Genomic DNA, 24,134 nt, shown 5'->3' on the forward strand with positions numbered 1-24,134 from the left:
TTAGAGTCCTTGTCCTTTAAGCGCATCTGCTAGACTAGCAAATTCTTCTAAGCCCAGAGCTTCACCACGCACACTCGGTGACAAGCCTGCCTGGTCCAAAGCCTTGGTCAGCTTATCCTTGACTTCATCAGTTTTCCCAAAGTAGCCTATCAAGTTGTTCCACAAGGTCTTACGACGATGAGTGAAACTAGCCTTGGAAACCTTAAAGAAGAAGTTCTCATCTTTCACTGCTACAGCCGGTTCTGGACGACGTACCATTTTCAGGATAGCTGAGTCCACATTTGGTGCTGGCACAAAGACCGTACGGGGTACGATAAAAGCAACCTTGGCTGTCATGTAATACTGAACGGCAATCGACAAGCTACCGTAAGCCTTGGTATTTGGCTTAGCAGAGATACGATCTGCCACTTCTTTTTGCATCATAACCACAAACTCACTAAATGAAATGCCACTTTCAATCAAGTGCATGAGAATAGGCGTCGTGATATAGTATGGCAAGTTGGCTACTACCTTGATTGGTAAATCAGGATTTTTGAAATTTTGGATATGTTGCGCTAGGTCAACTTTTAGAATGTCCTCGTTGACTACAGTCACATTGTCAAAATCCCGCAAAGTATCCGCTAGGATTGGTACCAAGCGGTGGTCAATCTCAAATGCCATGACTTGAGCTGCACGCTCAGCTAAAAACTCAGTCAAGGCACCAATTCCTGGCCCAATCTCGATGACATTGACTTGGTCATCAATTTCAGCCGTATCCACAATTTTTTGAAGGATATTGGTATCGGTCAGGAAATTTTGTCCGAAGGACTTTTTAAAGGTAAAACCGTGACGCTCCAGCACTGCCTTGGTCACGCTATAATCTGCAATTCTCATGTATTCTCTTTTCTATCTCTTAACCATCATATAAAAAATCAACCGAATTACTAGTGCAAGTATAAACAAATATACTAAACCATTCCTCCACTTGTTCGCTTTTGTATCGGCTCCAGTCATATCGCCCCCTTGCTTATCATCTTGAGGGTTCATTTTATTCAGTTCATCCTGATAGGCAACCGAATCTAGAATATTATCTTCTGGCAATAATTCTGAAGCATAATAATCAGGAAAGCCCATAGCAAGAACAATTAGGTTCTTTTCTGTCAAAGAAAAATCTAAATCTTTGGGTTGATTTTCCCGAATAGCTCCTATATTTTTTAACAGTTTATCAGAAACAACAGACACTTGGTCCATAAAAACAACATCTAAGACATCAAATCCGAGTACATCACCATCTTTGACATTTGCAAGAATATAACGAACAAAGGCATCATATAGTTGCACGGATTGTGGGACATTTTCTTCTAAAAAAGACCGGTTTTGGAGGGCGTTTTGCCGGAATTTTTCAATAGGAAGCAAGATATCTACATTCTGCTCTTGGTAAAACTTTTCTGCTTGCTCTTCATCTTCTTCGAGTTTTTCTGCTGTTTTCCAGAGAGCAATAGGAGTTCTTAAATCTTCTTCATCCCAAAACAATTGCCAAAAATAGGGTATCGTGTAAATTCCCTCTGTTAGAATACGAGCTTCATCTCCGTTTTTTAAGTAAATATAACTTCTATTTGCCATATCATTTCCTTTCACAATCTTTGAAAAAAGGTAGTGGTTCAAGTAGGATGTAGATAAAACTATATAGTTTCCCAATGTAAAGAAACTCTCTAACCGTTAGCTCTGCCTTCTAGTTCCTCACTAAACTTTTGCATTTCTTTAAAAGCTGTTAGGCTAACATAAGCACCCGCTTCATAATACTCCGTTGGATTAATGGCATAGTCAAAAACTTCAATCATGCCCCCCGCTTCTTCAATCATTCCATTCCATTTTTCGTCAAAGACCATTCGCAGACGTTTCCAATCGGTAAATACTGGCACAGAATTTCTGCCATCTTTTCCTTCTTTGACTGGAATGTTGAAACTAGAATCTTTTTCCAAGACAAAGGAGCTTCCTTCCTGACTATCGTCCTTAAATTCTGAAGCCGCATCTAAAGGAATTAGGAATTTTGCTTTCAGCATAGCTTCTGAAAAAAACTTATAATAGAGCTTGTAAATTACTTCTTCATCTTCTGTCGTCGGGCTATCCAATTGTCCCATCAGCAACATCCATCTTACTAGGTCAGGATTCATTACAGGAACTTGTATTTCTGGCAAATTAGAAAAATCTGGTTTTTGAACCAAGGCCGAGGCACTGATGCTAACTTCCTTGGAATTAAAGATTGCTCCCAAGGCACCATTTAAGTAAAAGGCTGTCCCAAGGAAATTCTCAATCCCTTTTTTATCTTCCGTATTTTCAATCAGTTTTACGACTGAGTTTGGTCGACTATCAATGGTTTCCTTGAATTGGCGATACCAAGATGGTGTCAAAAGCATGATCATGGGATCAGTACATAGGTATCCCTCTTCTCCCCTGTCATAGGTCGTTGAGAAAAGATAGGGTTCGCCTGTTTTTTCTGAATAAACTGCATAAACAGAATCTGCTGCTAACAACTTATCCTTGACAATTTCTGCTAGACGCTCTAACTTGCGGGTGTTAGCTTGATAGCTTTCTTCACTTTCAGTTTCCTGATTTTGACGGCATTTCCATAAAAAGAGGCGTAAAATCTCTACGCTATCATCAAGACTAGATGCCAAATAGTCTTCATTAGTCAATTGACCTTCTTGAATGGCTACAAAAGCACGATAAAGAGCATCTGAATAGCTAGATAATTTTTGCTCTTCATCAACACCTGAACTAAAGAGTACACTTCCTTTTTTCAATTTATCCAAAGAAGGAATCCTATCAACCACTAGATGCGCGAGAACTTCATCAGTAAGACTATCTGCATCTTTGTTTTGACTGCTAAGTTTTTTTACTTCTACAGAGCCAAGAATTTCCATTCCTTGGTCGGGATTGCAAAATTGCAACTGATCCCCAACATTCAGACTACCTTCTAAACTCCCTACAATCAATAATTGATTCGTTTCCTTCATCGGGAACAAATCTAGAACACCCAAGCAAGCATTGCCTTTCGCCTCTTCTGCTTCCTTATTGGATTCAGTTATTTCAGTTGTTTTTGTTGCGTCTGTCTTTTTTAAAAAATCAAAGATTCCCATAACTTTTCCTCATTATCTCCACTTAGAGCCACTTTTCTAATGCTTGCAAGCAAGCCTAATTAAACCGTTTATGATTACTTCTATTGTATCATATTCCCCTTACATTTTGGGGAGTTTCTCAATTCTCATATGATTTCATGGCATCTTCAACTTCAGCTAAACGGATGCCAAATAATTCCAAACGCTTGAGAAGTTGCTTCCCATTGGAATAACCGATACGAAGATTCTCTCCTAGATATTCTCTGCGTTTTCGGCTGTCTGCTCCAGCTAGAAACCCTAATCGAATCAAGTCACTACGGCTAATATCAAAATCACTTTCTACTTCAAATTGCTCTGTCACTTGTTCCAGTGCTATTTTCAAGTCTTCGTAGCTAGCGTGTTCGATTCCTAGAGAACGCCCCTTGGTCTTGGACTTAGGCACTGCCTCATCACGTTTGAGAAAGGCGTGTTGAACTGTCGGAATAGCTGTCATAATCATCCGACGAATGCGTTCCCCATTAAAGTCAGGATCTGTAAAGACAATCACCCCATGACGTTCGTGTAGACGTTGGATCCGTTCAAGGTCTTGTTCATTGATAGCCGAACCACGAGTCTCATAGGTCTCCACATCAAAATAACGTTTGAGATTGGCCGTATCATCACGCCCTTCGACTACGATGACTTGGGAAATTTTCTCTTTCATGATTTATGTTCCAATCCAAAGATGCCTTCTGCATTGGCACTGGTCGCAGTAGCTATTTCTTCTGTTGTCATGCCACGTAAGTCGGCGATAAAATCCACTACATAGCGCGTATAAGCTGTCTTGTTTTCGCGACCACGTTTGGGAACGGGTGCCAAGTAAGGGGCATCCGTTTCTACCAAAATCTTGTCCAATGGTAATTCTTTAGCTGCCTCCTGTATGTCAGTCGCCTTCTTGAAAGTTACCACCCCAGAAAAGGAAATAGTCATGCCAAGCTCTACAAACTTCTCAGCCCACTCCAGTGAACCTGAGAAAGAGTGCATGATACCACCACGGGGACCAACTCCCTCACTCTTAATAATCTCATAGGTATCTTCTAGCGCATCACGGGTATGGACCACAAAAGGCAAATCCAAATCCTTAGATAGCTGAATCTGACGACGAAAAACTTGCTCCTGCACTTCTTTAGGGGCTGTCATCCAGTGATAGTCCAAACCAATCTCACCCAAGGCAACAACTTTGGGATGTTTTAGTTTCTCCAACAGGTAATTCTCAACATCCTCTGTATAGGTCCCTGCCTCTGTTGGATGCCATCCAATTGTCGCATAGAGTTGGTCATACTTGTCCACCAATTCTAAAGCACGCTCAATCGTCGGCTTGTCAAAACCAACAATATTCATCCGAGTCACACCCATTTCAGCTGCTAAGGCAAGCTCTTCTTCTTCACGTCCCAAAAATTCCTCTATATTTAAATGTGTATGAGTATCAAAAATCATTTATATTTCCTCGTTTTTTCTACCTTCTATTATACCAAAAAAACTAGTCGCATCCTTATAGGAAAAAAATATTTTGAAATCAATGATTTTCCCTTGACGGTATTTTTTCATAGCAGTATAATAGCTCTTGTTGAAAATTTCAAAAAAGGAAAGAAAATGTTTACAAAACTTAAATATACCTTTATCGGTCGTCCTCTAAAATCCTTAACTGAGGGTGAAGGAGGACTTCTTGGAAAAACACAAGCACTTGCAATGCTCTCAAGCGATGCCCTTTCATCTATCGCCTATGGGCCTGAGCAGGTCGTCCTTGTCTTGGCTAGCCTATCTCCGCTTGCTATTTGGTGGAGTCTCCCTATCGGCATTTTTGTCCTCTTGCTACTTGCTAGTCTAACCATTTCTTACCGACAAATCATTCACGCCTACCCTCAAGGTGGGGGTGCCTATATGGTAACACGAGAAAATCTTTCTCCTAAGCTCGGTTTGATTGCTGGGGGAAGCTTGCTTGTTGACTATATGCTAACAGTAGCCGTATCCGTGGCTGCAGGAGCTGATGCTATCACAGCAGCACTTCCTGCTCTCCATCCCTACAACCTCCACATCTCCATTTCTCTAGTATGTTTGCTCATGCTTTTAAATCTGCGAGGCTTGAGGGAATCTGCTAGTTCGCTGATGATCCCTGTCTATCTCTTTATCTTTAGTACGGTCTTCCTCTTATTGTTTGGTATTTTCCAACTATTGACAGGTTCTCTCAGCTATCATGCAACTTCTGCAATTGGTCAAACTGTCCCAAGTCTCTCAATTGTCCTGATTTTAAGAGCCTTTACCAGCGGTTCAGCTTCATTAACCGGGGTTGAAGCAATCTCAAATGCTGTTCCATTTTTCAAAACTCCTAAAGAGAAGAACGCTGCTCAGACACTGACCATCATGTCTCTGATTCTTGGATTTCTATTTGCAGGAATTACCTTCCTAAACTACTGGATGGGGATTACTCCACAACACGGAGAAACAATCCTCTCACAGATGGCTAAAGGAATTTTAGGGGATTCAGCTCTCGGCCAAGTTGTTTATTATCTCTTCCAATTTTCAACAGCTCTAATCCTAGCCGTAGCTGCAAATACTGGTTTTTCTGCCTTTCCGATGCTGGCCTACAACATGGCCAAGAACAAGTACATGCCCCATCTTTTTATGGAGAAGGGAGACCGCCTAGGTTACTCAAACGGTATCTTAACACTAGCCTTTGGCGCTATGATTCTTCTGCTCATTTTTAACGGAAATACGGAACGCTTGATTCCTCTTTATACTATTGGAGTTTTCGTACCTTTTGCTCTTTCTCAAACAGGGATGATTCGCCACTGGAAAAAAGAAAAAGGCTCTCATTTCTTAAAATCTGCCTTTGCAAATATCCTCGGTGCCATCATTTGTTATGCTATCGTTCTTATCTTACTCTTCTTCAGACTTGGAGATATCTGGCCCTTCTTCCCAATTATCCTAGTCTTAACCTTCCTCTTTTTAGCCATCCACAGTCATTACCAAAAGGTGGCTAAACAACTTCGACTTTATGAAGGAATTCAAAAGAAAGCCTACGATGGCAATGTCGTCCTTGTCTTAGTGGGAAATGTGACTCGAGTTAGCGTCGGAGCGATTAATTACGCTCAAAGCATAGGAGATGAGGTTTTGGCTATGCACATCTCCACCAAGGAAACGGAGGAAAAAGACCAAGAAATCCTTCAAGAATTCGCTGACTACTTCCCAAATATCACTCTCAAAAATATTACTACTAGCTATCGCGATATCATCACACCAACCGTTCGCTATGTTCGAAAAATTTCTCAAGAAGCCAAGAAAAAGAACTACACAGTTACAGTTCTAGTACCCCAATTTATCCCTAACAAGCCTTGGCAAAATATCCTCCACAATCAAATGAGCCTCAAACTCAAATATGCACTCAGATGGCACGAAGATGTCGTCGTAGCTAGCTACTCTTATCATTTGAAAGAATAAAGAAAAGCTCAAAATCAGAAATTCACCTTCTGGTTTTGAGCTTTTTTCTATATGTCGTCTTTCCAATACATCTTCTAAAGGTTTTATTCTAAAACAGGTATTTTAGAAAATTCACTTTTTTAGGCAACAGAAAAGTCAGTAGGCTCGAGTTCCTACTGACTTCTTTGTTTAATTCGTTTGGATTATGCAGCCAAAACTTTGCGTCCTTTGCGACGACGAGCTGCCAATACGCGACGACCGTTTTTAGTTGACATACGGTTACGGAATCCGTGTTTGCGCGCACGACGAAGTTTACTTGGTTGATAAGTACGTTTCACGATGAATACCTCCTCATAGATTTTGTATTCGTTTAGCCGGCTATAAAGTGATCAGTTACTAAACATACTTTACTATTCTATCTGATTCTTACTTATTTGTCAATAGCTCTGACAAATGTTTCCAGCTTTTTTGCTATGAAAGCCTTATCTACGATACTGCTTCAAGAAACGAGTCATCTTCTCTTGGATTTGGGCCAACTCATCGACACGTGGTAGATAAACGATACGAAAATGATCTGGTTCTTTCCAGTTAAAGCCACGTCCATGTACCAAAAGCACCTTTTCTTGTTTCAAGAAATTAAGGACAAATTGTTCATCGTCATCGATACGGTACATATTGCGGTCGATTTTAGGGAAGATATAAAGACCCGCTTTTGGCTTAACAGCTGATAAACCAGGGATATCTTGAATGGCATTATAAATAAAGTTTCTTTGTTCATAGATGCGACCACCTGGCAAGAGCAATTCATCCACTGACTGGTGACCACCTAGGGAGGTTTGAACTACCTGCTGGGCAAGTACATTCGAACAGAGGCGCATATTTGAAAGCATATTGAGACCTTCAATGTAGCCTTTTACGTGATGTTTAGGCCCAGACAAGACCATCCATCCTACACGGAATCCAGCGATACGGTGAGATTTAGACAAACCATTCATGCTGACACAGAAAAGGTCTGGAGCCAAACTTGCTACTGGTGTGTGGACATTCCCATCCATAACCATACGGTCGTAGATTTCATCCGCAAAGATAATCAAGTCATTTTGACGAGCAATCTCAATAATATCTAGCAAGAGTTCTTTGGGATAGAGGGCACCTGTTGGATTATTTGGATTGATCAACACAATAGCCTTGGTATTTGAACTAATCTTAGACTTGATATCATCTAGGTCTGGATACCATTCAGCTTCTTCATCACAGAGGTAGTGTACGGCATTTCCTCCAGCCAAGCTAACTGCTGCCGTCCAAAGAGGATAGTCAGGCATAGGAACTAAGACTTCATCGCCGTTATCCAAAAGCCCCTGCATAGACATAACAATCAGCTCACTAACCCCATTTCCAAGGTAGATATCATCGATATCTACATTTGGGAAATTTTTCAGTTGGCAATATTGCATAATCGCTTTACGAGCCGAAAAGATTCCTTTAGAATCTGAATAACCTTCGCTATCACGCGCATTCATAATCAAGTCATGAATCACCTCATCCGGAGCTGTAAAGCCAAACTCAGCTGGGTTCCCTGTATTCAAACGAAGAATTTTTTCTCCATTTGCGCGCATGCGCATAGCTTCTTCCAAAACTGGACCACGAATATCATAAGCCACATGCTCTAATTTGATTGATTTGTTAAATTCTTTCATTTGAGTTCCTCTATTCATCAGGATAGTTAATATTATACCACTCCAAAACAAAATCGTAAATTGCCTAGTACTATTCCACAAAAAAACCTTGCTTAACGCAAGGTAACAGGACAAATCCGATTTCTTTCTATTTTTGGAGAAGAAAGAGTTGATAGGTTCTCTAAATAATGGCCAATAGCGACCAAAATCCTTATAGAAAAACTCTTGTGATCGAAAACAAGGTCTTTGTAGCGGATGGTAACTGCATAGATGAGGAATCTCTCCTTACATCCAGCAAAACGCAAAGAAAAAATAAGTAGACTCACCAACATTAAATGTAATGTCTGGGCTAATACGAGTCTCATTGTAAAGAATATACCATCGCATTACTTTATTTCCCTTGCCCTGTCACCTCATATTATACAATAAAATCTTTGCATTTTCAAATAAGTAAACACAAAAAAAGAACTCAATATATGAGTTCTTTTTAAGGTACTATTTTGCAATTTCTTCCAACATTTTTTCGATGTGCTGGATGGATTTTTCGCGTCCAAGCAAGTAGATGGTATCTGGCAATTCAGGACCATGCATTTCACCTGAAACGGCGATACGGATAGGCATGAAGAGGTTCTTCCCTTTGATACCTGTTTCCTTTTGGACTGCTTTGATTTGTGGGAAGATATTTTCTGCCACAAACTCTTCGTCTGACATGGCTTCAAGTTTTGCTTTGAAGGCTTCAAGTACCGTTGGCACTGTTTCACCAGCCATGACTTCTTTCTCAGCTTCTGTCAATTCTGGGAAGTCTGAGAAGAAGAGGTCTGTCAATGGAACGATTTCATCCACTGACTTCATTTGTGGTTTGTAGAGTTCCACCAATTTCTCAGCCTTGTCTGTCAAACGTCCTGCTGCTTCGAGGAATGGTTTGGCCATTTCAAAGATGGTCGCAAGATCCGCATTCTTGATATACTCATTGCTCATCCAGTCCATTTTCTTTTGGTCGAAGGCTGCTGGAGACTTGCTGAGGCGGTTTTCATCAAAAAGTTTGATCAGTTCTTCGCGAGAGAAGATTTCGTCTTCCCCACCAGGGTTCCAACCAAGAAGAGCGATAAAGTTAAAGACTGCTTCTGGAAGGTAACCTTTCTTCCGGTAATCTTCGATGAACTGAAGGGTATTGGTATCACGTTTTGACAACTTCTTACCAGTTTCAGAGTTGATGATCAAGGTCATGTGACCAAATTCTGGTGCTTCCCAACCAAGAGCTTCATAGACCATGAGCTGTTTTGGTGTATTAGCAATATGGTCATCTCCACGGATGACGTGAGAGATTTGCATATCGTGGTCATCGATTACAACGGCAAAGTTGTAAGTTGGGTATCCATCTTTCTTTTGGATGACCCAGTCACCACCGATATTGCCACCTTCAAATTCGATATCACCTTTGACCATATCATGCCATTTGTAGATACCTGACTCATTGACTGCCAAACGAACCGTTGGAATCACACCTGCTGCTTCACGTTCTGCGATATAAGCTGCTTTTTCTTCTTCGCTCATGCCAAGGTATTCGTTGATGTAGCGAGGTGTTTCACCAGCTGCTTCTTGGCGTTCACGTTCTGCTGCCAACTCTTCTTCTGTAACGTAAGATTTGTAGGCTTTTCCTTCGGCTAGCAATTGGTCAATGTATTTTTGATAGAGTTCCAAACGTTCAGACTGGCGGTAGTTTTCATGAGTCTCTGGACTTTCATCCCAGTCCATGCCCAACCAACGAAGGTTTTCAAGCTGAGAACGTTCTCCGTCTTCAACGTGGCGCTTACGGTCAGTATCCTCGATACGGATGATAAAAGTTCCACCATGGTGGCGAGCATACAAGTAGTTAAACAATGCTGTACGGGCATTTCCGATGTGTAGTAGTCCTGTTGGACTTGGTGCATAACGCACACGAATATCTTTTGACATATCTTCTCCTATAAAGTATCTAGGCGTCTGCCTTTTTGCTCTCTATATTATATCACAAGTCGTTCCAGAGTCCAATTTCTCTTTTCGAGAAATAGTAAAAAGAGTGGTAAAACCACTCTTTTTTAAAGCTATTATAGACGAGCGTTGAGTTCTTTGCTCAATTCTTCAAAACCTGGTTTTCCAAGAAGGGCAAACATGTTACGTTTGTAAGCTTCAACACCTGGTTGGTCAAATGGATTAATAGCATTCAAGTAACCTGAAAGGGCAATAGCCAATTCGAAGAAGTAGATAGTGTAGCCAAGAGTGAAGGCATCTTGCTCAGGAAGAGTCACGTACATGTTTGGTACGTCACCGTCAGTGTGGGCAAGAAGAACACCGTCAGTTGCTTTTTTGTTAACGAAGTCAACGTCTTTTCCTTGAAGGTAACCAAGTCCGTCAAGGTCTTCTTCCAAAGTAGGGATGATCACGTTCTTACGTGGTTTGTCAACGCGGACAACTGTTTCAAACATGATACGAGTTCCTTCTTGGATAAATTGACCCAATGAGTGCAAGTCTGTTGAGAAGTTTGCTGAAGTTGGGTAAATCCCTTTTTGGTCTTTCCCTTCTGACTCACCAGCCAATTGTTTCCACCATTCTGAGAAGTATTGAAGAGATGGCTCGTAGTTTACCAAGATTTCAGTTGCATAACCTTTACGGTAAAGGATGTTACGAACTGCTGCGTATTGGTAAGCTTCGTTTTCTGAAAGTTTGTCTGAAGTGTAGTCTTTACGGGCAGCGTTCGCACCTTCCATAAGGGCTTTGATATCTGCACCTGATGCAGCGATTGGAAGCAATCCAACTGCTGTCAAGACTGAGAAACGTCCACCGATATCATCTGGAACCACAAATGTTTCCCAACCGTTAGCATCTGCTTCAACCTTAACAGCACCTTTTTGGCGGTCAGTTGTAGCATAGATACGTTTGTTAGCTTCTTCTTGTCCGTATTTCTTCACCAAGAGTTCTTTGAAGACACGGAAAGCGATAGCTGGTTCAGTAGTTGTACCTGATTTAGAAATTACGTTTACTGAGAAGTCTTTGTCTGCAACATACTCTACCAAGTCAGCAAGGTAAGTAGATGAGATTGAGTTCCCAGCGTAAAGGATTTGTGGCGCTTTGCGTTCTTCTTTTGTTTGCAAGTTTGCAAAGTGGTGGTTCAAGAAGTCAATGGCAGCTTTCGCTCCAAGGTATGATCCACCAATACCGATCACAACCAAAACATCGCTGTCTGATTTGATTTGTTCAGCAGCTTTCAAGATGCGGTCAAATTCTTCGCGGTCATAGTTTTCAGGAAGGTCCAACCAACCCAAGAAGTCGCTACCAGCACCAGTTCCTTTACGGATCAATTCGTCTGCTGCTGTAACTTGTGCTTGCATGTATTCCACTTCATGTGGTGCAACAAATTTGTCTAATACTTTTGAATAATCAAATTTAATATGTGACATAGTATTCCTCCAATATTTCTTCTTTTCTATCATAACGCTTACCTTGAATTTTTTCAAGTTTTTATACTGAATTTTTCCAAATTTTATCATAATTCAAACGTTTGCGTAAAAAATGTTACAATATTAAAATTTGAAGAAGCAATACAAGAAAACGACTAGATTTCTAGTCGTTACAATTCATTCAATAAATACTCAAATAATTCTAAGTTGCCATCTTCTTCATTGACCAGAAATTCTGGATGCCACTGCAAGCCGATAATGCGGTGTTCATCGATAGATTCGATTGCTTCAACAGTTTGGTCACGTGGATCTACAGCCGTCACACGGAAATTTGGTGCCAAGTCTTTAATGCTCTGACGGTGCACTGAGTTTACTTGACTTTCTTTACCAAACAATTTTGACACAACACTTCCATCAACTGTCTCAATGGAATGTGAAGTCCCAAAGGGTAGACCTTGCCAATGACCTTCAATCTCCTGATTGAGTGTACCACCAAAGGCAACATTGACAAGCTGAACCCCACGGCAAATGGCTAAGATTGGCTTATTCTGACGCAAGGCTTCTTGTAGAAGAGCGAGCTCAAACTCATCACGAGCTAGGTTATAATCATCACTATCAATCGTTTTTTCCTCACCATAAAACTGAGGGTGAACATTTTGTCCCCCAGTCAAGATGAGCTTATCAATCATTTCTACATAGTCATAGACCACTGACTCATCACCAACCGGAATGACCAAAGGAAGTCCGCCAACCTGACGAATACTCTCAGCAAATTTACAAGAGACTGATGAATGAATATTTTTACCTTCTGCGTCCACGGGACATAGATTTGCTGCAACTCCAACAACTGTTCTTGCCATTACTGATTTCCTTTCCTCTTCTATTGATAATCTTATCTTATCATCCTTCCCCACTCCTGTCTAATATGTATTTTTTAAGTCCGTGATAAATTTTTTTTATAAGAAAAAGTTGCCCAAAATTAGGACAACTTTTTTGCTTATACTCAATGAAAATCAAAGAGCAAACTAGGAAGCTAGCCGCAGGCTGTACTTGAGTACGGCAAGGGGACGCTGACGTGGTTTGAAGAGATGTTCGAAGAGTATTATTCAAAGATAAATTGATTGTGATAAAGTTCGGAGTAAAAGCCTCCAAGCTTGAGCAATTCGTGATGGTTTCCTTGCTCAATAACTTCACCGTCCTTAAGGACAATAATCTGATCTGCATTGAGAATGGTTTTTAAGCGATGGGCAATTACAAAACTAGTTCTTCCTGCCACGATAGCTTCCATGGCATTTTGAATCTTACTTTCTGTTACAGTATCAACGTTTGATGTTGCCTCATCCAAGATTAAGACCTGTGGATCTGTCATCAAGGTACGAGCAATAGAAATCAACTGCTTCTGACCGGTCGAGAAGACACTTTGGTCATCATCAATCAATGTATCATACTTTTCTGGCAAACTTTCGATATATTCATGGATGTGTGTAGCTTTAGCTGCTGCTTCAACCATTTCCTGACTGGCATCTGGCACACCGAATCGAATATTGTCACGAATAGTTCCGCTAAACAAAACAGAATCCTGTAGAACAATTCCCACCTTGCTTCGCAAACTATCCAGGTCAAATTCGCGGATATCTCTACCATCAAAGCTGATACTTCCTGCATCCACATCATAAAAACGATTAATCAAGTTCATAATGGTTGTTTTCCCTGAACCTGTCGGACCAACAACTGCAATCATTTTCCCTTTTGGAGCTGAAATGCTGACATCTTTCAAAATAGGTTTTCCTGGCAGGTAGGAGAAGTCTACGTTACGAATCTCCACACCCTCTTTTAATTCGCTAAAGGCTGGAGCATCTTGAGGACGAATTTCTTCTTCTGCATCAAACATTTCTTGGATACGGTCTGCACCTGTAAAGGCCAGTTGCAAACTTCCCCAACTCGCCGCTAACTGGATAATGGGTTGGTAATACTGTTGCGAAAACTGAGTAAACATGACAATCAAACCAAGTGCTGTTGCTGTCTCGATGTTCTTATCATTCAGTAATACAGCTGAACCTACAAAAATAACGACTGCTGTATTGACCAAACTCATTCCGTTCATAACAGGGAAAAGAATTCCTGAGAACATTCTTCCCTTGAAAGTGGCTTTTCGAACTCGTTCATTCTGCTCGACAAAACCAGCAATCACATCTTCTTGGATACCTTGAACGATAACTGCTTTTTGTCCAGAGATACTCTCATCCATATAAGCATTGAGTTTCCCAACTTCCTTTTGTTGAAGGTTGGTGTATTTCCGCGCTAGCTTCAGGATAAAGAACAACATGACAACTGCTATCGGAGTGCTAGCAGTCGTAATCAAAGCCAATGTAACATTTTTTGCAAACATGACAATCAGCAAGCCAATGTAAAGAGCAATATTGGTCATGACAGACACAAGACTTTCATTAAAAGCTTGGAGAATATTATCCAAATCACTGGTAAAACGTGACAGGATATCTCCATCTTGATGGCGGTCAAAGAAGGAAACTGTCAGGCGAGAAAGCTTGCCAAAAAGCCCCTTACGCATTTCATTTGTCGATTCGGCAATAATGCGACTCATCAAGATCATATAGATGAGACTAGATACCACGAGCGCAATCAAAACATAGGCAAGATTAATAAGGAGTCCGTATAGACTTTGCCAAACCATATCTGAATTTCCATTTTGATAGGCTATAACCAAATTAGCCAGCTCTGTGACTGTTTGACCTGCAAAAACTGGAAAGAGGGCTTGTGCTACCGTTGCAATGATAATCATAGTGATAACAACGACAAAGGATATCTTGTAAACTTTAAAATAGTTCCAAAAAAATCGAAATGTCTTCATCCTACTCCTCCTTTCCTTTTTGCGTTTCGTAAATTTCACGATAGACTGAGTTTGTTGCAACCAACTCAGCATGCTTACCTTGACCAATCAATCGACCTTGATCAAGCACTAAAATTTTATCCGCATGAACAACAGAGCTTATTTTTTGGGCGATGATAATCGTAGTTGTCCCCTTCAAATCCTTGTTAAGGGCTTCTTGAACCAAGCGTTCTGATTTGGCATCAAGTGCAGAGGTTGAATCATCGAAAATCAATATTTTAGGATTGCTGACAATCCCACGCGCAATAGACATTCGTTGTTTTTGTCCACCAGAAAAGTTGGTCCCACGTTCCTCGACCGGACTTTCAAAAGCCAAGTCCATGCGGCTGATAAATTCACTAGCTTGTGCGATACGAGCTGCGCGTTCCATTTCTGAAACTGTTGCATCTCCTTTTCCTTGTCTGAGGTTATCTGCGATGGTTCCACTAAAAAGAATGGCTCTTTGTAGGACGATAGAGACTGTCTTGCGAAGTGTCCCTTCGCTAACTGTACGAATGTCCTTTCCTCCAATCTTGATAGAACCTTGCTGAGGATCAAATAATCGTGGAATCAACTGAGCCAAGGTTGATTTCCCTGCACCAGTTGCTCCGACAACCCCAACCATCTCACCAGCTGCAATATCGAAGGATACATCTTTTAGGATAGGTTCTTCATCATTTGGATAGGTGAAGGTTACATTTTCAAAACTGAGACTTCCTTCCAATTCTTCATCTTCCACATCCTTAAAAGTCATAGCTGGTTCTGTATCAAGGATTTCACGAATACGACGGAGGGAAATCATGGCACGAGTGACTGAGTTCCCCAAAAATCCGACCATAACGATAGTAAAGATAATCTGACTCAGATAGTTCACGAAGGAAGCAATGGAACCAACCACTGAAGGATCTGACTCTGCCATACCTGCTACAAGCCAGATTGAAAGAAAGACAGCACCGTAAGAAATCAACATCATTGCAGGTTGAACAATAGAAAAAGCATAGCCGATATAAAGGTTTTCTCCCAGCAACTCATCTGACACTTGCGTAAACTTATTAAACTGATCTTTCTCTCGAACAAAAGATTTGACCACGCGCACACCACGTAAATTTTCTTTTGCAATAGCATTGATACGCTCTAATAAGGTCTGGAATTTTGCAAAGCGAGGCCCCATCATTCCCATCATAAGACCCATCATAGCAACAATCAGAACGACCATAAGAACTAGTACCCACCACAGAGAAGGTAAGGTCGCGACTGCTAGAATAAAGGAACCGATAAACAAAAGCGGTAGTCGAAAGAGAATTTGAAAGGTCATCATGACTACGTTCTGGATTTGGTTGATATCATTGGTCATACGAACAACAAGGTTCCCTGCATTAAATTTCTCAATATTAGCGTATGAAAAAGTTTGAATCTTACGAAAGGCATCTTCCCGTAAGTCTGACGAAACTCCCTGAGCAATGTAGGCTGCTAATACAACATTAATTCCACCTGCGACTAGACCAATCAAGGCAACCAGGATTAACCAAAAACCGATATTGTAAATAGCTTCATTATCTCCTGCTAGCAAGGCCTCTAAAACTTCCTGCAAATAACGTGGTTGCAGGAGTGAACTCGTTACCATTAGACCTGTCATAATTAAGGAAGCCAGAGCCTGCCATTTATAGGCTTTTATTTTCTGAAACAGCATATTTCCCCCTTATAAGATAGACAAAAGGGAACGACAGCTCTGTCAGTCCCTTCTTATGCTTTCATGTTGATGCTATTCTAACAAAAAAGAATGCTATTGTCAAAGCACTCAGCTCTCGCAAGCTTGTGCAATGACGACATCAGCATTCTATTAAATCATTTAAAAAAATCTTCTGCCTTTGTAGAGAATGTTTATTGCTCTGAACTAGCTTGCTCTTCTAACTTAGCTCGACCAATTTCACGGTAGCTACGGTCCCCAACAATCTCAACTGAGAACTGACCATCCTGGTACTCGAGAATCGTCACACTTCCATTATCAAGACCATGTGGATGCATTCCGTTGATTAGATAGACAATGGTTCCGATTGTCATTCCATGGCTAACTACCAGAGCGTTTCCACCTCCATTAGCTTCCATTTCCTTGGCAATGGCTTCAAAACCTTCCCAAATACGACCGCTTAGTTTTTCCCAGCCTTCAGCCCAGCCTGCTGTATCCACTTCTACCAGACCTTCAGCTAGTTCCGCATAGGACAAACGATGCACATGATCGACATTAAAGATTCGAGGGATGATACCCATAAAAAGATCTCCATCATAAGCACCATCAAAACTACCAAAGCACCATTCACGAATTCGCTTATCCATGCGATAAGGAATTTGCCCTGTCAAACCAAGCTCTTCAAGGATAATTCCCATTGTCTGAATGGTCCGCCCAGAATCGCTTGAATAAGCACGTTCAAAGGTTAAACCTGACTCCCGCAAACCAATTCCCAATTCGTGAATGCCTCGTTCTCCCTCAGCTGTTAGGGGAGTATCACTCCAACCTTGAGCACGACCGATTGTATTAAACATTGTTTTCCCATGACGTACTAGATACAATTTTACACCTGACATATTCCGTCCTCCATATGTATCTATTATAGCATGATTTTAGACAAAAACCTCGTCCTAACTCACTGGCCTTCAACCTTACAACTGAAGCAAAAATCCAAGCTATTCTGTATCTTTCTTTGAAGGAGTAACTTCAGAAGACTTTGCAGTTTCTTTTTTTACCTGTTCTTCTTTTTTCTCCTCATTTCCTTCTTTGGGCTTATTTTCTGTTTTCTCAGACTTTCGGCCGGTCTTTTTTAAAGGAGAAAAGCGAAATTCAAACTGATTTTTGCCACTTGTAACTATCTTTAAAAAGCCTTTTTCATCAGTATGATAAGTTGCTTTTCCGACATCAAATGACTGGACTCCACTTTCAGAACTAGCTTTTTCATAAGTTCTTTTAGCCATTGCGAATGCAAGAAGCTTTTCTTTATTAAGGGCATAATCCTGATGATGAGCCACTTGTCGATTCAGATAAAACTGCAATAAGAGACTAAAAATTCCAGCAATAGTAACGGCGTAAAGGAGAACTCCAGCCCTAACTTTTTTCTTTTTCCACACGATAGATAAACTCCCTCTCAAGTCCCTTTTCAAACTGAAAATAAAAATGAACATTTTGCCCTTTTTGGTAAATATGAGCTGATTTCAGACCGTAGATCATAGGTTGATAACCACGTCCACTGGCATCTGTTTTCCGAAAATCATTTGACTTTGATTTACCCATAGAGATAGATTTCCCATCCTGTTTAAGGTAAAGTCTATCATTCTCCACTTTTTCAAATTGAGTTCGATTCAACTCTGCTTCCAGCTGATCCACAAATAAGAGCCATTCCTTCTGCTCACTTTTCTGCTGGTAGCGAACTTCTGAAACCAAGAGTTGACTCATAGATTGAAAAAGAAGTAAACTCCCACTAATCACAATAAGAGCAACCAGGGATTCTAAAAGAGTAAAGGCTCTGACTCTACTTATCTTGAATCGCCAGTAATTTTTCAGTTCCATGATACACCTCCAAACCTCGCTCATTCGAGACAACATCAACCGTAAGCCCATTAACCGTCAACTGCTTTTCTCCAGTCTGCAAAGCCATACGGGCCACTCGCAAAACTTCTTCCTGTTTTAGAAGTTCTGCTTCTCTCCTTCTACTTTCTTGAATCTGTCCTAGCAAGAGGGTTGCAATACTAGCAAAAATTGCAAGGGAAATCACTGCCTCTAGCAGAATAACCGCCTTAATTTTTTGCTTCTTGAATACGTTTAATCTTTCCATTTCCTAGATATAGTTGGTAACGAACTACCTCTTTCCTTGTTTGAAATTTCACACTTGCCAGAGATGAATTCCCTCCAGCCTTGTCAAAGGTGATTGACTGATTGAACTTCAGTTGAATTCCTTTAGGGATGGCTAATTTTCGGTAACCATTATCAATACTTCTCTCTTCTAACATTAAGTTCATCTTTTGCTGACCAGCCAGACTCCGTTTCTGCGTTTCTCTATATAGTTCCTCAAACTCCATAAAGAAAATCTGCTCCTCCACAGCCGCAAAAGTGGACTGAACTGAACTTGACAAGCCCAAAGCTAACAGACTGACTATTCCTAATACCAATAGACTTTCTAGCACAGTAAAAGCCCTAATCCGCAACTGTTTGACTTGTCTTTTGCTTTGCATGATATTCTTTATAGGCTTTTGCTTGCTCAGCAGTGATACGTCCATCTGCCTGTAATTTGCTTAGACTGGCATCTTCATTTTTATCCAGACTATAGAGTTCTGCCTGACTTTCTACCACCTTGACGACAGCCGCTTTCCCCTTGTCATTCACTGCATCCTTTTGCTTCGTCAGATTTGGCACAAAAAGCAAGAGTAGGACGCTAATGATAAGAAGAACCACTAACATTTCGATCAGAGTAAAAGCTTTTACCTTTGCTTCTTTTAATTTCATCATCATTTTTTTCATCTAAAAATTTACCTCCATATTTTGATACATTGGCAGCAACATAGCTGCGTACAATAAAACGATTAGTAGGGCTACAAAAATAAAGACCAGTGGTTGAACGAGGTTCATGGTCCGATTGACTCGGGTAAAGAATGATTCCCAAGTTTTTTCCGCATAGATTTCCAATTCGCTTCCCAATTTGGATTTAACCTCTCCATATTCAATGATTAATCCCAACTCCCTTCTAAAAAAGGGATAGGTCTGAACAACCTTAGAAAATTCATGCCCATTTTGCAAAGATTGATCTAAATCGTATCCAATTTCCTTAAAAAGAGGATTCCCTTGCTCCTGCATCATCTGGAAAATCTGTGCCAACTCTAAACCTTGTCCAATCATATTTCCCCATTCTCTAGCATAATAGGCAGTTAGATAATACTGGATAAATACACCTAGAAAGGGGATTCTAGCTAGAAAAGAAAAGACTTGTATCTTTCTAGATTTCCTGTAGAAAATCAGCCCTGTTAAAGATACGAGAGCTAACGCTAGAACAAGCCAAAGAAAAATCTGTGGTAGATTGCTAATCACTAATGTAGCTATGTTACTACTATCCAGTTGGGGCAAGAGATAATTTCGCAAACCCAACATAATGAGCAGTAAGAAAGCTAGTAAAATAAGTGGGTAGGTCGCAACTTCAATTAACTTCTTCTTCACCTTAGCAAGATTATCAAGATACTCTTCAATTTTCCCTAAACTCAAATGAAGATTTCCATGAACTTCAGCCAATGAAAGTTGGGTGACAATCGCACTCGAAAAACCTAAAGTCCTCATCATTTCCGAGAAGGATTTCCCCTGCGAGAGTCCTAAGCGCATCTGAGATACATATTCCTTTTCCAACAAATGACTTCTATCTAAGAAGGAAGTGATTTCTACCAAGTGAAAACCACTCGAAAATAAATTGTTAAAGAGAGTGATGATTTTCTTCTGCTTACTAGTGGCTAATTTTCTCCGTTTCAGCTTGAATGGTAGTGATATGTCCTTCTTTAAGAAGTTGGTCAATTTGTTCATTCCACTTTTCTGCCTGGTGTTCTGAATAATTTTGGTTTGCAAAATCAATAATTCCTCCTCCCCCGATTAGTCTCTGGTAGCAAACACCTTGTAAAACAACTGCGAGTTCATCTTCACTAACTCCAAGTTCTACAAGACGTTCATAAACCCCACGAACACTCTTGGCATGGATTGTCGAGAATACCGTTGCACCTGTCAGACTAGCTCGTACAACAGCACGGGCTGTTTCGCTATCCCGGATTTCTCCAATGATTAAAAGATCTGGACGGTGGCGCAAAGAAAGTTTTATCAAGTTTTCATAGCTCAGTCCAATAGCTTCATTGAGTTGTAATTGCAGCATCTCTTCTTGCTTAATCTCAACTGGGTCTTCAATAGACATAACCTGCTGTCCCTTGAATAATGACTTAGCTAATTCATGCATTAAGGTAGTTTTCCCACTTCCTACAGGGCCTGCAAAAAGATAAAGACCGCGTTGTCTAAAGCCCTTTTCCAGTTCCTTAAGGTCTTGAAACCAGAAGCGCAACTCTTGTTCTTCATCGTGCAAAAGGCGAATAACTAAACTCTCATGACCACGATAATCTCCTACCGTCGATAAGCGTAGTGAAGTAACCTTGCCATCATGCTGATAATCACAGGACCCAAGCTGACTACGACGCTTTTCTCCAACATTCATCCCAGCAATAAATTTAAAATGACTAATAACTGCTCCCAACTTTTCAAAGTCATAGCTATTAATCAAACGCCTTTCATCTCCTATTCGCATATGCAACTCATAAACCTTATCCTTGGGAATAAAATAGATATCCTGAGCTCCATCCTTTTTTGCGAAACTAATTAATTCTTGTGCAAGTGCTTGTACCATATTCCCTCCTCAGTTAATTATTCGAAGAAAATATAAAAAAGAACAACTTTATTAAAAAGTTGTTCTATCTTTTTTGATACGACAAGTTCGGTGAATATCTAAACCAGTTTGTTTTTCATAACCAGGTCTAAACTTTTCGTCTGGGATGACTTGACCATCTTCCAGTAGAGCAAGCGAATGGTACTGTTGCAGAAAGTCATCACATTCCTCACACCAACGTTTATCTTCTGGATCCCAAAATATAGTCATTAAGTCTCCACGACTTTTGTAAAGCGGAATTTTCTTTTCCAGCTCAAACCAACAAGATTTATAGTACTTCAAAGCGTCATAGTAATTTTCAAATTTCTTACTCTTTATGACGTCTTCTTCCCATCCTTCTATGAACCACCAAGGCTCAAAATCCCCATACATTTCTATAACTCGATACATAGTTTCATTTCCTTTGTATCGTATATTATAGCGAATTTTTTTGCACAATGAAAGAAATTTGCTCGTTTTCAGTAACAGCCATAAAGTCTTTCTAATTTACGAAATCACACAAGAAATACAGCTAACAAAAAAACAGCAACTAAGACTAGTCACTGCTTTATATTTCTATGCTTGATAACGTTTTTCACCATCGAGATAAGTTGCTACCAATTCCAAATCTTTATCAAGAACGATAAAGTCAGCATCGTAACCCTCTCGGATTTGTCCACAGACATCATCAATATGAACAGATTTTGCAGGATTCAAACTTGCCATCATGACAGCTTCGTGAGGATTTGCAATCCCCCATTCAACAACATTTTTCAAACCATCTTTAAGTTTGAGAATAGAACCTGCCAAGTTCCCTGTAGATTTAAGACGGGCAGTACCATCAGCAACTACAACTGGGAATTCACCCAACATATAGTCACCATCTTGTAAACCACCAGCTGTCATACAGTCTGTAATAAGAGCAATATTTTCAGTACCCTTTTGTTTAAGAAGAATATCACAGGCCTTAGGGTCTACGTGATGACCATCACAGATCAATTCTGCATAAGTATGTGGCAATTCATACATGGCACCAACCATCCCAAGTTCACGGTGTGTTAAGCCACGCATACCGTTATAGGCATGAACCCATACACTTGCACCAGCATCAACAGCTTTTTTAGCTTCCTCAAATGTTGCATTAGAGTGACCAAGAGCAACCGTTACACCTTCTCCAGTAATAGTACGAACAAAGTCTTCTACACCTTCACGTTCTGGAGCAAGAGCAATCTTATTAAGAAGACCATTAGCAGCCTTCTGCCAAGCACGAAATTCATCCATTCTAGGATCTTTCATATAAGCAGGGTTTTGAGCTCCCTTATATTTTTCAGTAAAGTAAGGTCCTTCAAAATAAATACCACGAATCTTAGCCCCAGTTGCTTCTTTGTAGCGGGCACCAATATTTTCAGTAACAGCAAGTAATTGTTCGTATGATGAAGTTAAAGTTGTTGGCAAAAAGCTGGTTACACCCGTACTAAGTAGACCCTCACTCATTGTATGAAGCGTACCTTCAATGTTATTATCCATAACATCAACCCCACCAAAACCATGAATGTGAGTATCCACAAGACCTGGTGCAATACTATAACCACTATAATCAATAATTTCAGAACCTTCTGGCACTTGATCTACATGTTTACCAAATTTTCCTTCAACAAGTTCTAAGAAACCGCCACGACGAACCCCATGCGGATAGAAAAATTGATCAGCTTTAATATATTTAGGCATAATCTTTACCTCCATAAAACAATTTTCTGATATTTATTATGTCAATTACATTATAAACCTTTATAATTAATTTGTAAATGGTATAGACCTATCTTAGTTAAAAATAATGTGAAATAATTGAAGATTTAGTAAAAATAAAGTAAAAAATATCAATAAAGGTGAAATTTATGAAAAGTAATTTTAAGTAACTATGAGAAAAAAATTGGAAGAAAAAATAAAAAAGACAAGGCACGAAAACCTTGTCTGTATTACTATACCGGCGGCCGGGGTCGAACCGGCACGTCCTTGCGGACACTGGATTTTGAGTCCAGCGCGTCTGCCAATTCCGCCACGCCGGCAAATAGTAACTGGGGTAGCTGGATTCGAACCAACGCATGAGGGAGTCAAAGTCCCTTGCCTTACCGCTTGGCTATACCCCAATAATATAAAATAGGCGAGTGATGGGGATCGAACCCACGCATGCCAGAGCCACAATCTGGTGTGTTAACCACTTCACCACACCCGCCATATTATTAAACACGGGCAGTAGGAATTGAACCCACACTGAAGGTTTTGGAGACCTTAGTTCTACCTTTAAACTATGCCCGTAGAGGATGGAAGGGGAGGGATTCGAACCCCCGAACCCGAAGGAGCGGATTTACAGTCCGCCGCGTTTAGCCTCTTCGCTACCCTTCCGTATGTTATAAAAATATGGCGCGAGACGGAATCGAACCGCCGACACATGGAGCTTCAATCCATTGCTCTACCAACTGAGCTACCGAGCCAATATTGCGGGAGCAGGATTTGAACCTACGACCTTCGGGTTATGAGCCCGACGAGCTACCGAGCTGCTCCATCCCGCGTTAATAATAAAGGAGGATGTGGGATTCGAACCCACGCACGCTTTTACACGCCTGACGGTTTTCAAGACCGTTCCCTTCAGCCGGACTTGGGTAATCCTCCAACAAAATAGTCCGTACGGGATTCGAACCCGTGTTACCGCCGTGAAAAGGCGGTGTCTTAACCCCTTGACCAACGGACCATAGTTATAAAAAATGGGCACGAGTGGACTCGAACCACCGACCTCACGCTTATCAGGCGTGCGCTCTAACCACCTGAGCTACGCGCCCAAGTCAAAAACTTGGTACTTGAACAAAGTTCAAAGCGGGTGACGAGAATCGAACTCGCGACAACAGCTTGGAAGGCTGTAGTTTTACCACTAAACTACACCCGCTTAAATGGGAGTTAACGGGATCGAACCGCTGACCCTCTGCTTGTAAGGCAGATGCTCTCCCAGCTGAGCTAAACTCCCTAGAGCTAAGCGACTTCCATATCTCACAGGGGGCAACCCCCAACTACTTCCGGCGTTCTAGGGCTTAACTTCTGTGTTCGGCATGGGTACAGGTGTATCTCCTAGGCTATCGTCACTTAACTCTGAGTAA

23 protein-coding genes, 12 tRNA genes and 1 rRNA gene are annotated in these 24,134 nt (G+C 40.8%); 1 reads left to right on the forward strand and 35 read right to left on the reverse strand.

The features are described 5' to 3' along the window. The 5 genes from rsmA to ACXYSK_RS05965 form a co-directional block, all read right to left on the reverse strand. On the reverse strand, positions 1 to 873 hold the full coding sequence (gene rsmA / locus ACXYSK_RS05945) for a 16S rRNA (adenine(1518)-N(6)/adenine(1519)-N(6))-dimethyltransferase RsmA (protein WP_458625382.1): 873 nt from the start codon (positions 871 to 873) through the stop codon (positions 1 to 3). Positions 874 to 885: 12 nt separating this feature from the next. Continuing rightward, positions 886 to 1,602 carry a dimethyladenosine transferase gene (locus ACXYSK_RS05950; protein WP_458625383.1) on the reverse strand — a complete coding sequence of 239 codons (717 nt, stop codon included), beginning with the start codon at positions 1,600 to 1,602 and terminating at the stop codon, positions 886 to 888. Between the two features lie 89 nt (positions 1,603 to 1,691). Next, a complete protein-coding gene (locus ACXYSK_RS05955; protein WP_458625384.1) occupies positions 1,692 to 3,119 on the reverse strand; it encodes an SseB family protein in 1,428 nt (475 codons plus the stop codon). 118 nt (positions 3,120 to 3,237) lie between these two features. Then, complete coding sequence (gene rnmV / locus ACXYSK_RS05960; RefSeq protein ID WP_458625385.1) at positions 3,238 to 3,801, reverse strand: ribonuclease M5; 564 nt, start codon at positions 3,799 to 3,801, stop codon at positions 3,238 to 3,240. Continuing rightward, positions 3,798 to 4,574 carry a TatD family hydrolase gene (locus tag ACXYSK_RS05965; protein WP_458625386.1) on the reverse strand — a complete coding sequence of 259 codons (777 nt, stop codon included), beginning with the start codon at positions 4,572 to 4,574 and terminating at the stop codon, positions 3,798 to 3,800. Before ACXYSK_RS05965 ends, rnmV begins: the two co-directional genes overlap by 4 nt. A gap of 156 nt (positions 4,575 to 4,730) precedes the next feature. Between ACXYSK_RS05965 and ACXYSK_RS05970 the strand changes: the two genes are divergently transcribed. Then, a complete protein-coding gene (locus tag ACXYSK_RS05970) occupies positions 4,731 to 6,575 on the forward strand; it encodes an APC family permease (protein WP_458625387.1) in 1,845 nt (614 codons plus the stop codon). Positions 6,576 to 6,757: 182 nt separating this feature from the next. On the opposite strand, the gene rpmH is transcribed toward ACXYSK_RS05970, so the two are convergent. The 30 genes from rpmH to rrf all read right to left on the reverse strand — a co-directional run bounded on the left by rpmH (position 6,758) and on the right by rrf (position 24,124). After that, entirely contained in the window at positions 6,758 to 6,892 is a 135-nt protein-coding gene (gene rpmH, locus ACXYSK_RS05975) for a 50S ribosomal protein L34 (protein ID WP_000831905.1), read from the reverse strand. A 144-nt stretch (positions 6,893 to 7,036) separates the two neighbouring features. Next, the gene (locus ACXYSK_RS05980) at positions 7,037 to 8,251 is read right to left on the reverse strand and encodes a pyridoxal phosphate-dependent aminotransferase (protein ID WP_006150249.1); all 1,215 of its coding nucleotides are present in this window, start codon (positions 8,249 to 8,251) and stop codon (positions 7,037 to 7,039) included. Positions 8,252 to 8,725: 474 nt separating this feature from the next. Continuing rightward, entirely contained in the window at positions 8,726 to 10,186 is a 1,461-nt protein-coding gene (gene gltX, locus ACXYSK_RS05985) for a glutamate--tRNA ligase (protein ID WP_458625388.1), read from the reverse strand. A 131-nt stretch (positions 10,187 to 10,317) separates the two neighbouring features. Beyond that, positions 10,318 to 11,667, reverse strand: a complete 1,350-nt coding sequence (locus ACXYSK_RS05990) for a glucose-6-phosphate isomerase (protein WP_000018248.1) — start codon at positions 11,665 to 11,667, stop codon at positions 10,318 to 10,320. A gap of 170 nt (positions 11,668 to 11,837) precedes the next feature. After that, positions 11,838 to 12,527 carry a gamma-glutamyl-gamma-aminobutyrate hydrolase family protein gene (locus ACXYSK_RS05995; protein WP_458625389.1) on the reverse strand — a complete coding sequence of 230 codons (690 nt, stop codon included), beginning with the start codon at positions 12,525 to 12,527 and terminating at the stop codon, positions 11,838 to 11,840. A 242-nt stretch (positions 12,528 to 12,769) separates the two neighbouring features. Further along, entirely contained in the window at positions 12,770 to 14,536 is a 1,767-nt protein-coding gene (locus ACXYSK_RS06000; RefSeq protein ID WP_458625390.1) for an ABC transporter ATP-binding protein, read from the reverse strand. A gap of 1 nt (position 14,537) precedes the next feature. Then, positions 14,538 to 16,244 carry an ABC transporter ATP-binding protein gene (locus tag ACXYSK_RS06005; protein ID WP_458625391.1) on the reverse strand — a complete coding sequence of 569 codons (1,707 nt, stop codon included), beginning with the start codon at positions 16,242 to 16,244 and terminating at the stop codon, positions 14,538 to 14,540. Positions 16,245 to 16,435: 191 nt separating this feature from the next. Next, entirely contained in the window at positions 16,436 to 17,137 is a 702-nt protein-coding gene (locus ACXYSK_RS06010; protein WP_006150385.1) for a histidine phosphatase family protein, read from the reverse strand. Positions 17,138 to 17,236: 99 nt separating this feature from the next. Further along, on the reverse strand, positions 17,237 to 17,674 hold the full coding sequence (comGG, locus tag ACXYSK_RS06015; RefSeq protein ID WP_254726637.1) for a competence type IV pilus minor pilin ComGG: 438 nt from the start codon (positions 17,672 to 17,674) through the stop codon (positions 17,237 to 17,239). Continuing rightward, a complete protein-coding gene (gene comGF, locus ACXYSK_RS06020) occupies positions 17,652 to 18,113 on the reverse strand; it encodes a competence type IV pilus minor pilin ComGF (protein ID WP_254726639.1) in 462 nt (153 codons plus the stop codon). The genes comGG and comGF overlap by 23 nt, the downstream gene beginning before the upstream one ends. After that, complete coding sequence (comGE, locus tag ACXYSK_RS06025) at positions 18,076 to 18,378, reverse strand: competence type IV pilus minor pilin ComGE (RefSeq protein WP_025169999.1); 303 nt, start codon at positions 18,376 to 18,378, stop codon at positions 18,076 to 18,078. Before comGE ends, comGF begins: the two co-directional genes overlap by 38 nt. Continuing rightward, a complete protein-coding gene (gene comGD / locus ACXYSK_RS06030; RefSeq protein WP_029689590.1) occupies positions 18,341 to 18,775 on the reverse strand; it encodes a competence type IV pilus minor pilin ComGD in 435 nt (144 codons plus the stop codon). The genes comGE and comGD overlap by 38 nt, the downstream gene beginning before the upstream one ends. Beyond that, positions 18,738 to 19,061, reverse strand: coding sequence for a competence type IV pilus major pilin ComGC (comGC, locus tag ACXYSK_RS06035; protein ID WP_235083713.1), 324 nt, complete (start codon positions 19,059 to 19,061; stop codon positions 18,738 to 18,740). The genes comGD and comGC overlap by 38 nt, the downstream gene beginning before the upstream one ends. Further along, a complete protein-coding gene (gene comGB, locus ACXYSK_RS06040) occupies positions 19,062 to 20,105 on the reverse strand; it encodes a competence type IV pilus assembly protein ComGB (protein ID WP_458625392.1) in 1,044 nt (347 codons plus the stop codon). After that, entirely contained in the window at positions 20,029 to 20,967 is a 939-nt protein-coding gene (comGA, locus tag ACXYSK_RS06045; protein WP_458625393.1) for a competence type IV pilus ATPase ComGA, read from the reverse strand. Before comGA ends, comGB begins: the two co-directional genes overlap by 77 nt. A gap of 51 nt (positions 20,968 to 21,018) precedes the next feature. Next, positions 21,019 to 21,396, reverse strand: a complete 378-nt coding sequence (locus ACXYSK_RS06050) for a DUF1033 family protein (protein WP_006150119.1) — start codon at positions 21,394 to 21,396, stop codon at positions 21,019 to 21,021. Between the two features lie 165 nt (positions 21,397 to 21,561). Beyond that, positions 21,562 to 22,713 (reverse strand): N-acetylglucosamine-6-phosphate deacetylase, encoded by a 1,152-nt coding sequence (gene nagA / locus ACXYSK_RS06055; protein ID WP_006150219.1) that lies wholly within the window; start codon positions 22,711 to 22,713, stop codon positions 21,562 to 21,564. Positions 22,714 to 22,967: 254 nt separating this feature from the next. Further along, positions 22,968 to 23,051 (reverse strand) — tRNA-Leu (locus ACXYSK_RS06060). Positions 23,052 to 23,060: 9 nt separating this feature from the next. Beyond that, positions 23,061 to 23,132, reverse strand: a tRNA-Gln gene (locus ACXYSK_RS06065). Between the two features lie 13 nt (positions 23,133 to 23,145). Beyond that, positions 23,146 to 23,218: transfer RNA gene (locus ACXYSK_RS06070), tRNA-His, on the reverse strand. Between the two features lie 12 nt (positions 23,219 to 23,230). Further along, a tRNA-Trp gene (locus ACXYSK_RS06075) sits at positions 23,231 to 23,301 on the reverse strand. Positions 23,302 to 23,307: 6 nt separating this feature from the next. Beyond that, positions 23,308 to 23,388: transfer RNA gene (locus tag ACXYSK_RS06080), tRNA-Tyr, on the reverse strand. A gap of 16 nt (positions 23,389 to 23,404) precedes the next feature. Beyond that, a tRNA-Phe gene (locus ACXYSK_RS06085) sits at positions 23,405 to 23,477 on the reverse strand. Between the two features lie 4 nt (positions 23,478 to 23,481). Further along, positions 23,482 to 23,555: transfer RNA gene (locus ACXYSK_RS06090), tRNA-Met, on the reverse strand. Between the two features lie 10 nt (positions 23,556 to 23,565). Continuing rightward, positions 23,566 to 23,655: transfer RNA gene (locus ACXYSK_RS06095), tRNA-Ser, on the reverse strand. A 7-nt stretch (positions 23,656 to 23,662) separates the two neighbouring features. Next, positions 23,663 to 23,734 (reverse strand) — tRNA-Glu (locus ACXYSK_RS06100). Between the two features lie 14 nt (positions 23,735 to 23,748). Beyond that, positions 23,749 to 23,822: transfer RNA gene (locus tag ACXYSK_RS06105), tRNA-Ile, on the reverse strand. Positions 23,823 to 23,855: 33 nt separating this feature from the next. Beyond that, a tRNA-Gly gene (locus tag ACXYSK_RS06110) sits at positions 23,856 to 23,926 on the reverse strand. Positions 23,927 to 23,931: 5 nt separating this feature from the next. Next, positions 23,932 to 24,004, reverse strand: a tRNA-Val gene (locus tag ACXYSK_RS06115). 4 nt (positions 24,005 to 24,008) lie between these two features. Beyond that, positions 24,009 to 24,124, reverse strand: a 5S ribosomal RNA gene (gene rrf, locus ACXYSK_RS06120). Positions 24,125 to 24,134: the final 10 nt, after the last annotated feature.

The sequence above is a fragment of the Streptococcus sp. V919 genome (assembly GCF_054353475.1).

Excerpts from the sequence above, each read along its gene's own strand:
- ACXYSK_RS06010 (WP_006150385.1), bottom strand. The coding sequence starts at position 17,137 with ATGTCAGGTGTAAAATTGTATCTAGTACGTCATGGGAAAACAATGTTT.
- ACXYSK_RS06005 (WP_458625391.1), bottom strand. The coding sequence starts at position 16,244 with ATGCTGTTTCAGAAAATAAAAGCCTATAAATGGCAGGCTCTGGCTTCC.
- ACXYSK_RS05955 (WP_458625384.1), bottom strand. The coding sequence starts at position 3,119 with ATGGGAATCTTTGATTTTTTAAAAAAGACAGACGCAACAAAAACAACT.
- rsmA (WP_458625382.1), bottom strand. The coding sequence starts at position 873 with ATGAGAATTGCAGATTATAGCGTGACCAAGGCAGTGCTGGAGCGTCAC.
- gltX (WP_458625388.1), bottom strand. The coding sequence starts at position 10,186 with ATGTCAAAAGATATTCGTGTGCGTTATGCACCAAGTCCAACAGGACTA.
- ACXYSK_RS06000 (WP_458625390.1), bottom strand. The coding sequence starts at position 14,536 with ATGAAGACATTTCGATTTTTTTGGAACTATTTTAAAGTTTACAAGATA.
- ACXYSK_RS05965 (WP_458625386.1), bottom strand. The coding sequence starts at position 4,574 with ATGATTTTTGATACTCATACACATTTAAATATAGAGGAATTTTTGGGA.
- ACXYSK_RS05990 (WP_000018248.1), bottom strand. The coding sequence starts at position 11,667 with ATGTCACATATTAAATTTGATTATTCAAAAGTATTAGACAAATTTGTT.
- comGA (WP_458625393.1), bottom strand. The coding sequence starts at position 20,967 with ATGGTACAAGCACTTGCACAAGAATTAATTAGTTTCGCAAAAAAGGAT.
- comGF (WP_254726639.1), bottom strand. The coding sequence starts at position 18,113 with ATGGAACTGAAAAATTACTGGCGATTCAAGATAAGTAGAGTCAGAGCC.
- ACXYSK_RS05980 (WP_006150249.1), bottom strand. The coding sequence starts at position 8,251 with ATGAAAGAATTTAACAAATCAATCAAATTAGAGCATGTGGCTTATGAT.
- ACXYSK_RS05950 (WP_458625383.1), bottom strand. The coding sequence starts at position 1,602 with ATGGCAAATAGAAGTTATATTTACTTAAAAAACGGAGATGAAGCTCGT.
- comGE (WP_025169999.1), bottom strand. The coding sequence starts at position 18,378 with ATGGAAAGATTAAACGTATTCAAGAAGCAAAAAATTAAGGCGGTTATT.
- rnmV (WP_458625385.1), bottom strand. The coding sequence starts at position 3,801 with ATGAAAGAGAAAATTTCCCAAGTCATCGTAGTCGAAGGGCGTGATGAT.
- comGC (WP_235083713.1), bottom strand. The coding sequence starts at position 19,061 with ATGAAAAAAATGATGATGAAATTAAAAGAAGCAAAGGTAAAAGCTTTT.
- ACXYSK_RS05970 (WP_458625387.1), top strand. The coding sequence starts at position 4,731 with ATGTTTACAAAACTTAAATATACCTTTATCGGTCGTCCTCTAAAATCC.
- ACXYSK_RS05995 (WP_458625389.1), bottom strand. The coding sequence starts at position 12,527 with ATGGCAAGAACAGTTGTTGGAGTTGCAGCAAATCTATGTCCCGTGGAC.
- nagA (WP_006150219.1), bottom strand. The coding sequence starts at position 22,713 with ATGCCTAAATATATTAAAGCTGATCAATTTTTCTATCCGCATGGGGTT.
- ACXYSK_RS06050 (WP_006150119.1), bottom strand. The coding sequence starts at position 21,396 with ATGTATCGAGTTATAGAAATGTATGGGGATTTTGAGCCTTGGTGGTTC.
- comGD (WP_029689590.1), bottom strand. The coding sequence starts at position 18,775 with ATGCAAAGCAAAAGACAAGTCAAACAGTTGCGGATTAGGGCTTTTACT.
- comGB (WP_458625392.1), bottom strand. The coding sequence starts at position 20,105 with ATGAACAAATTGACCAACTTCTTAAAGAAGGACATATCACTACCATTC.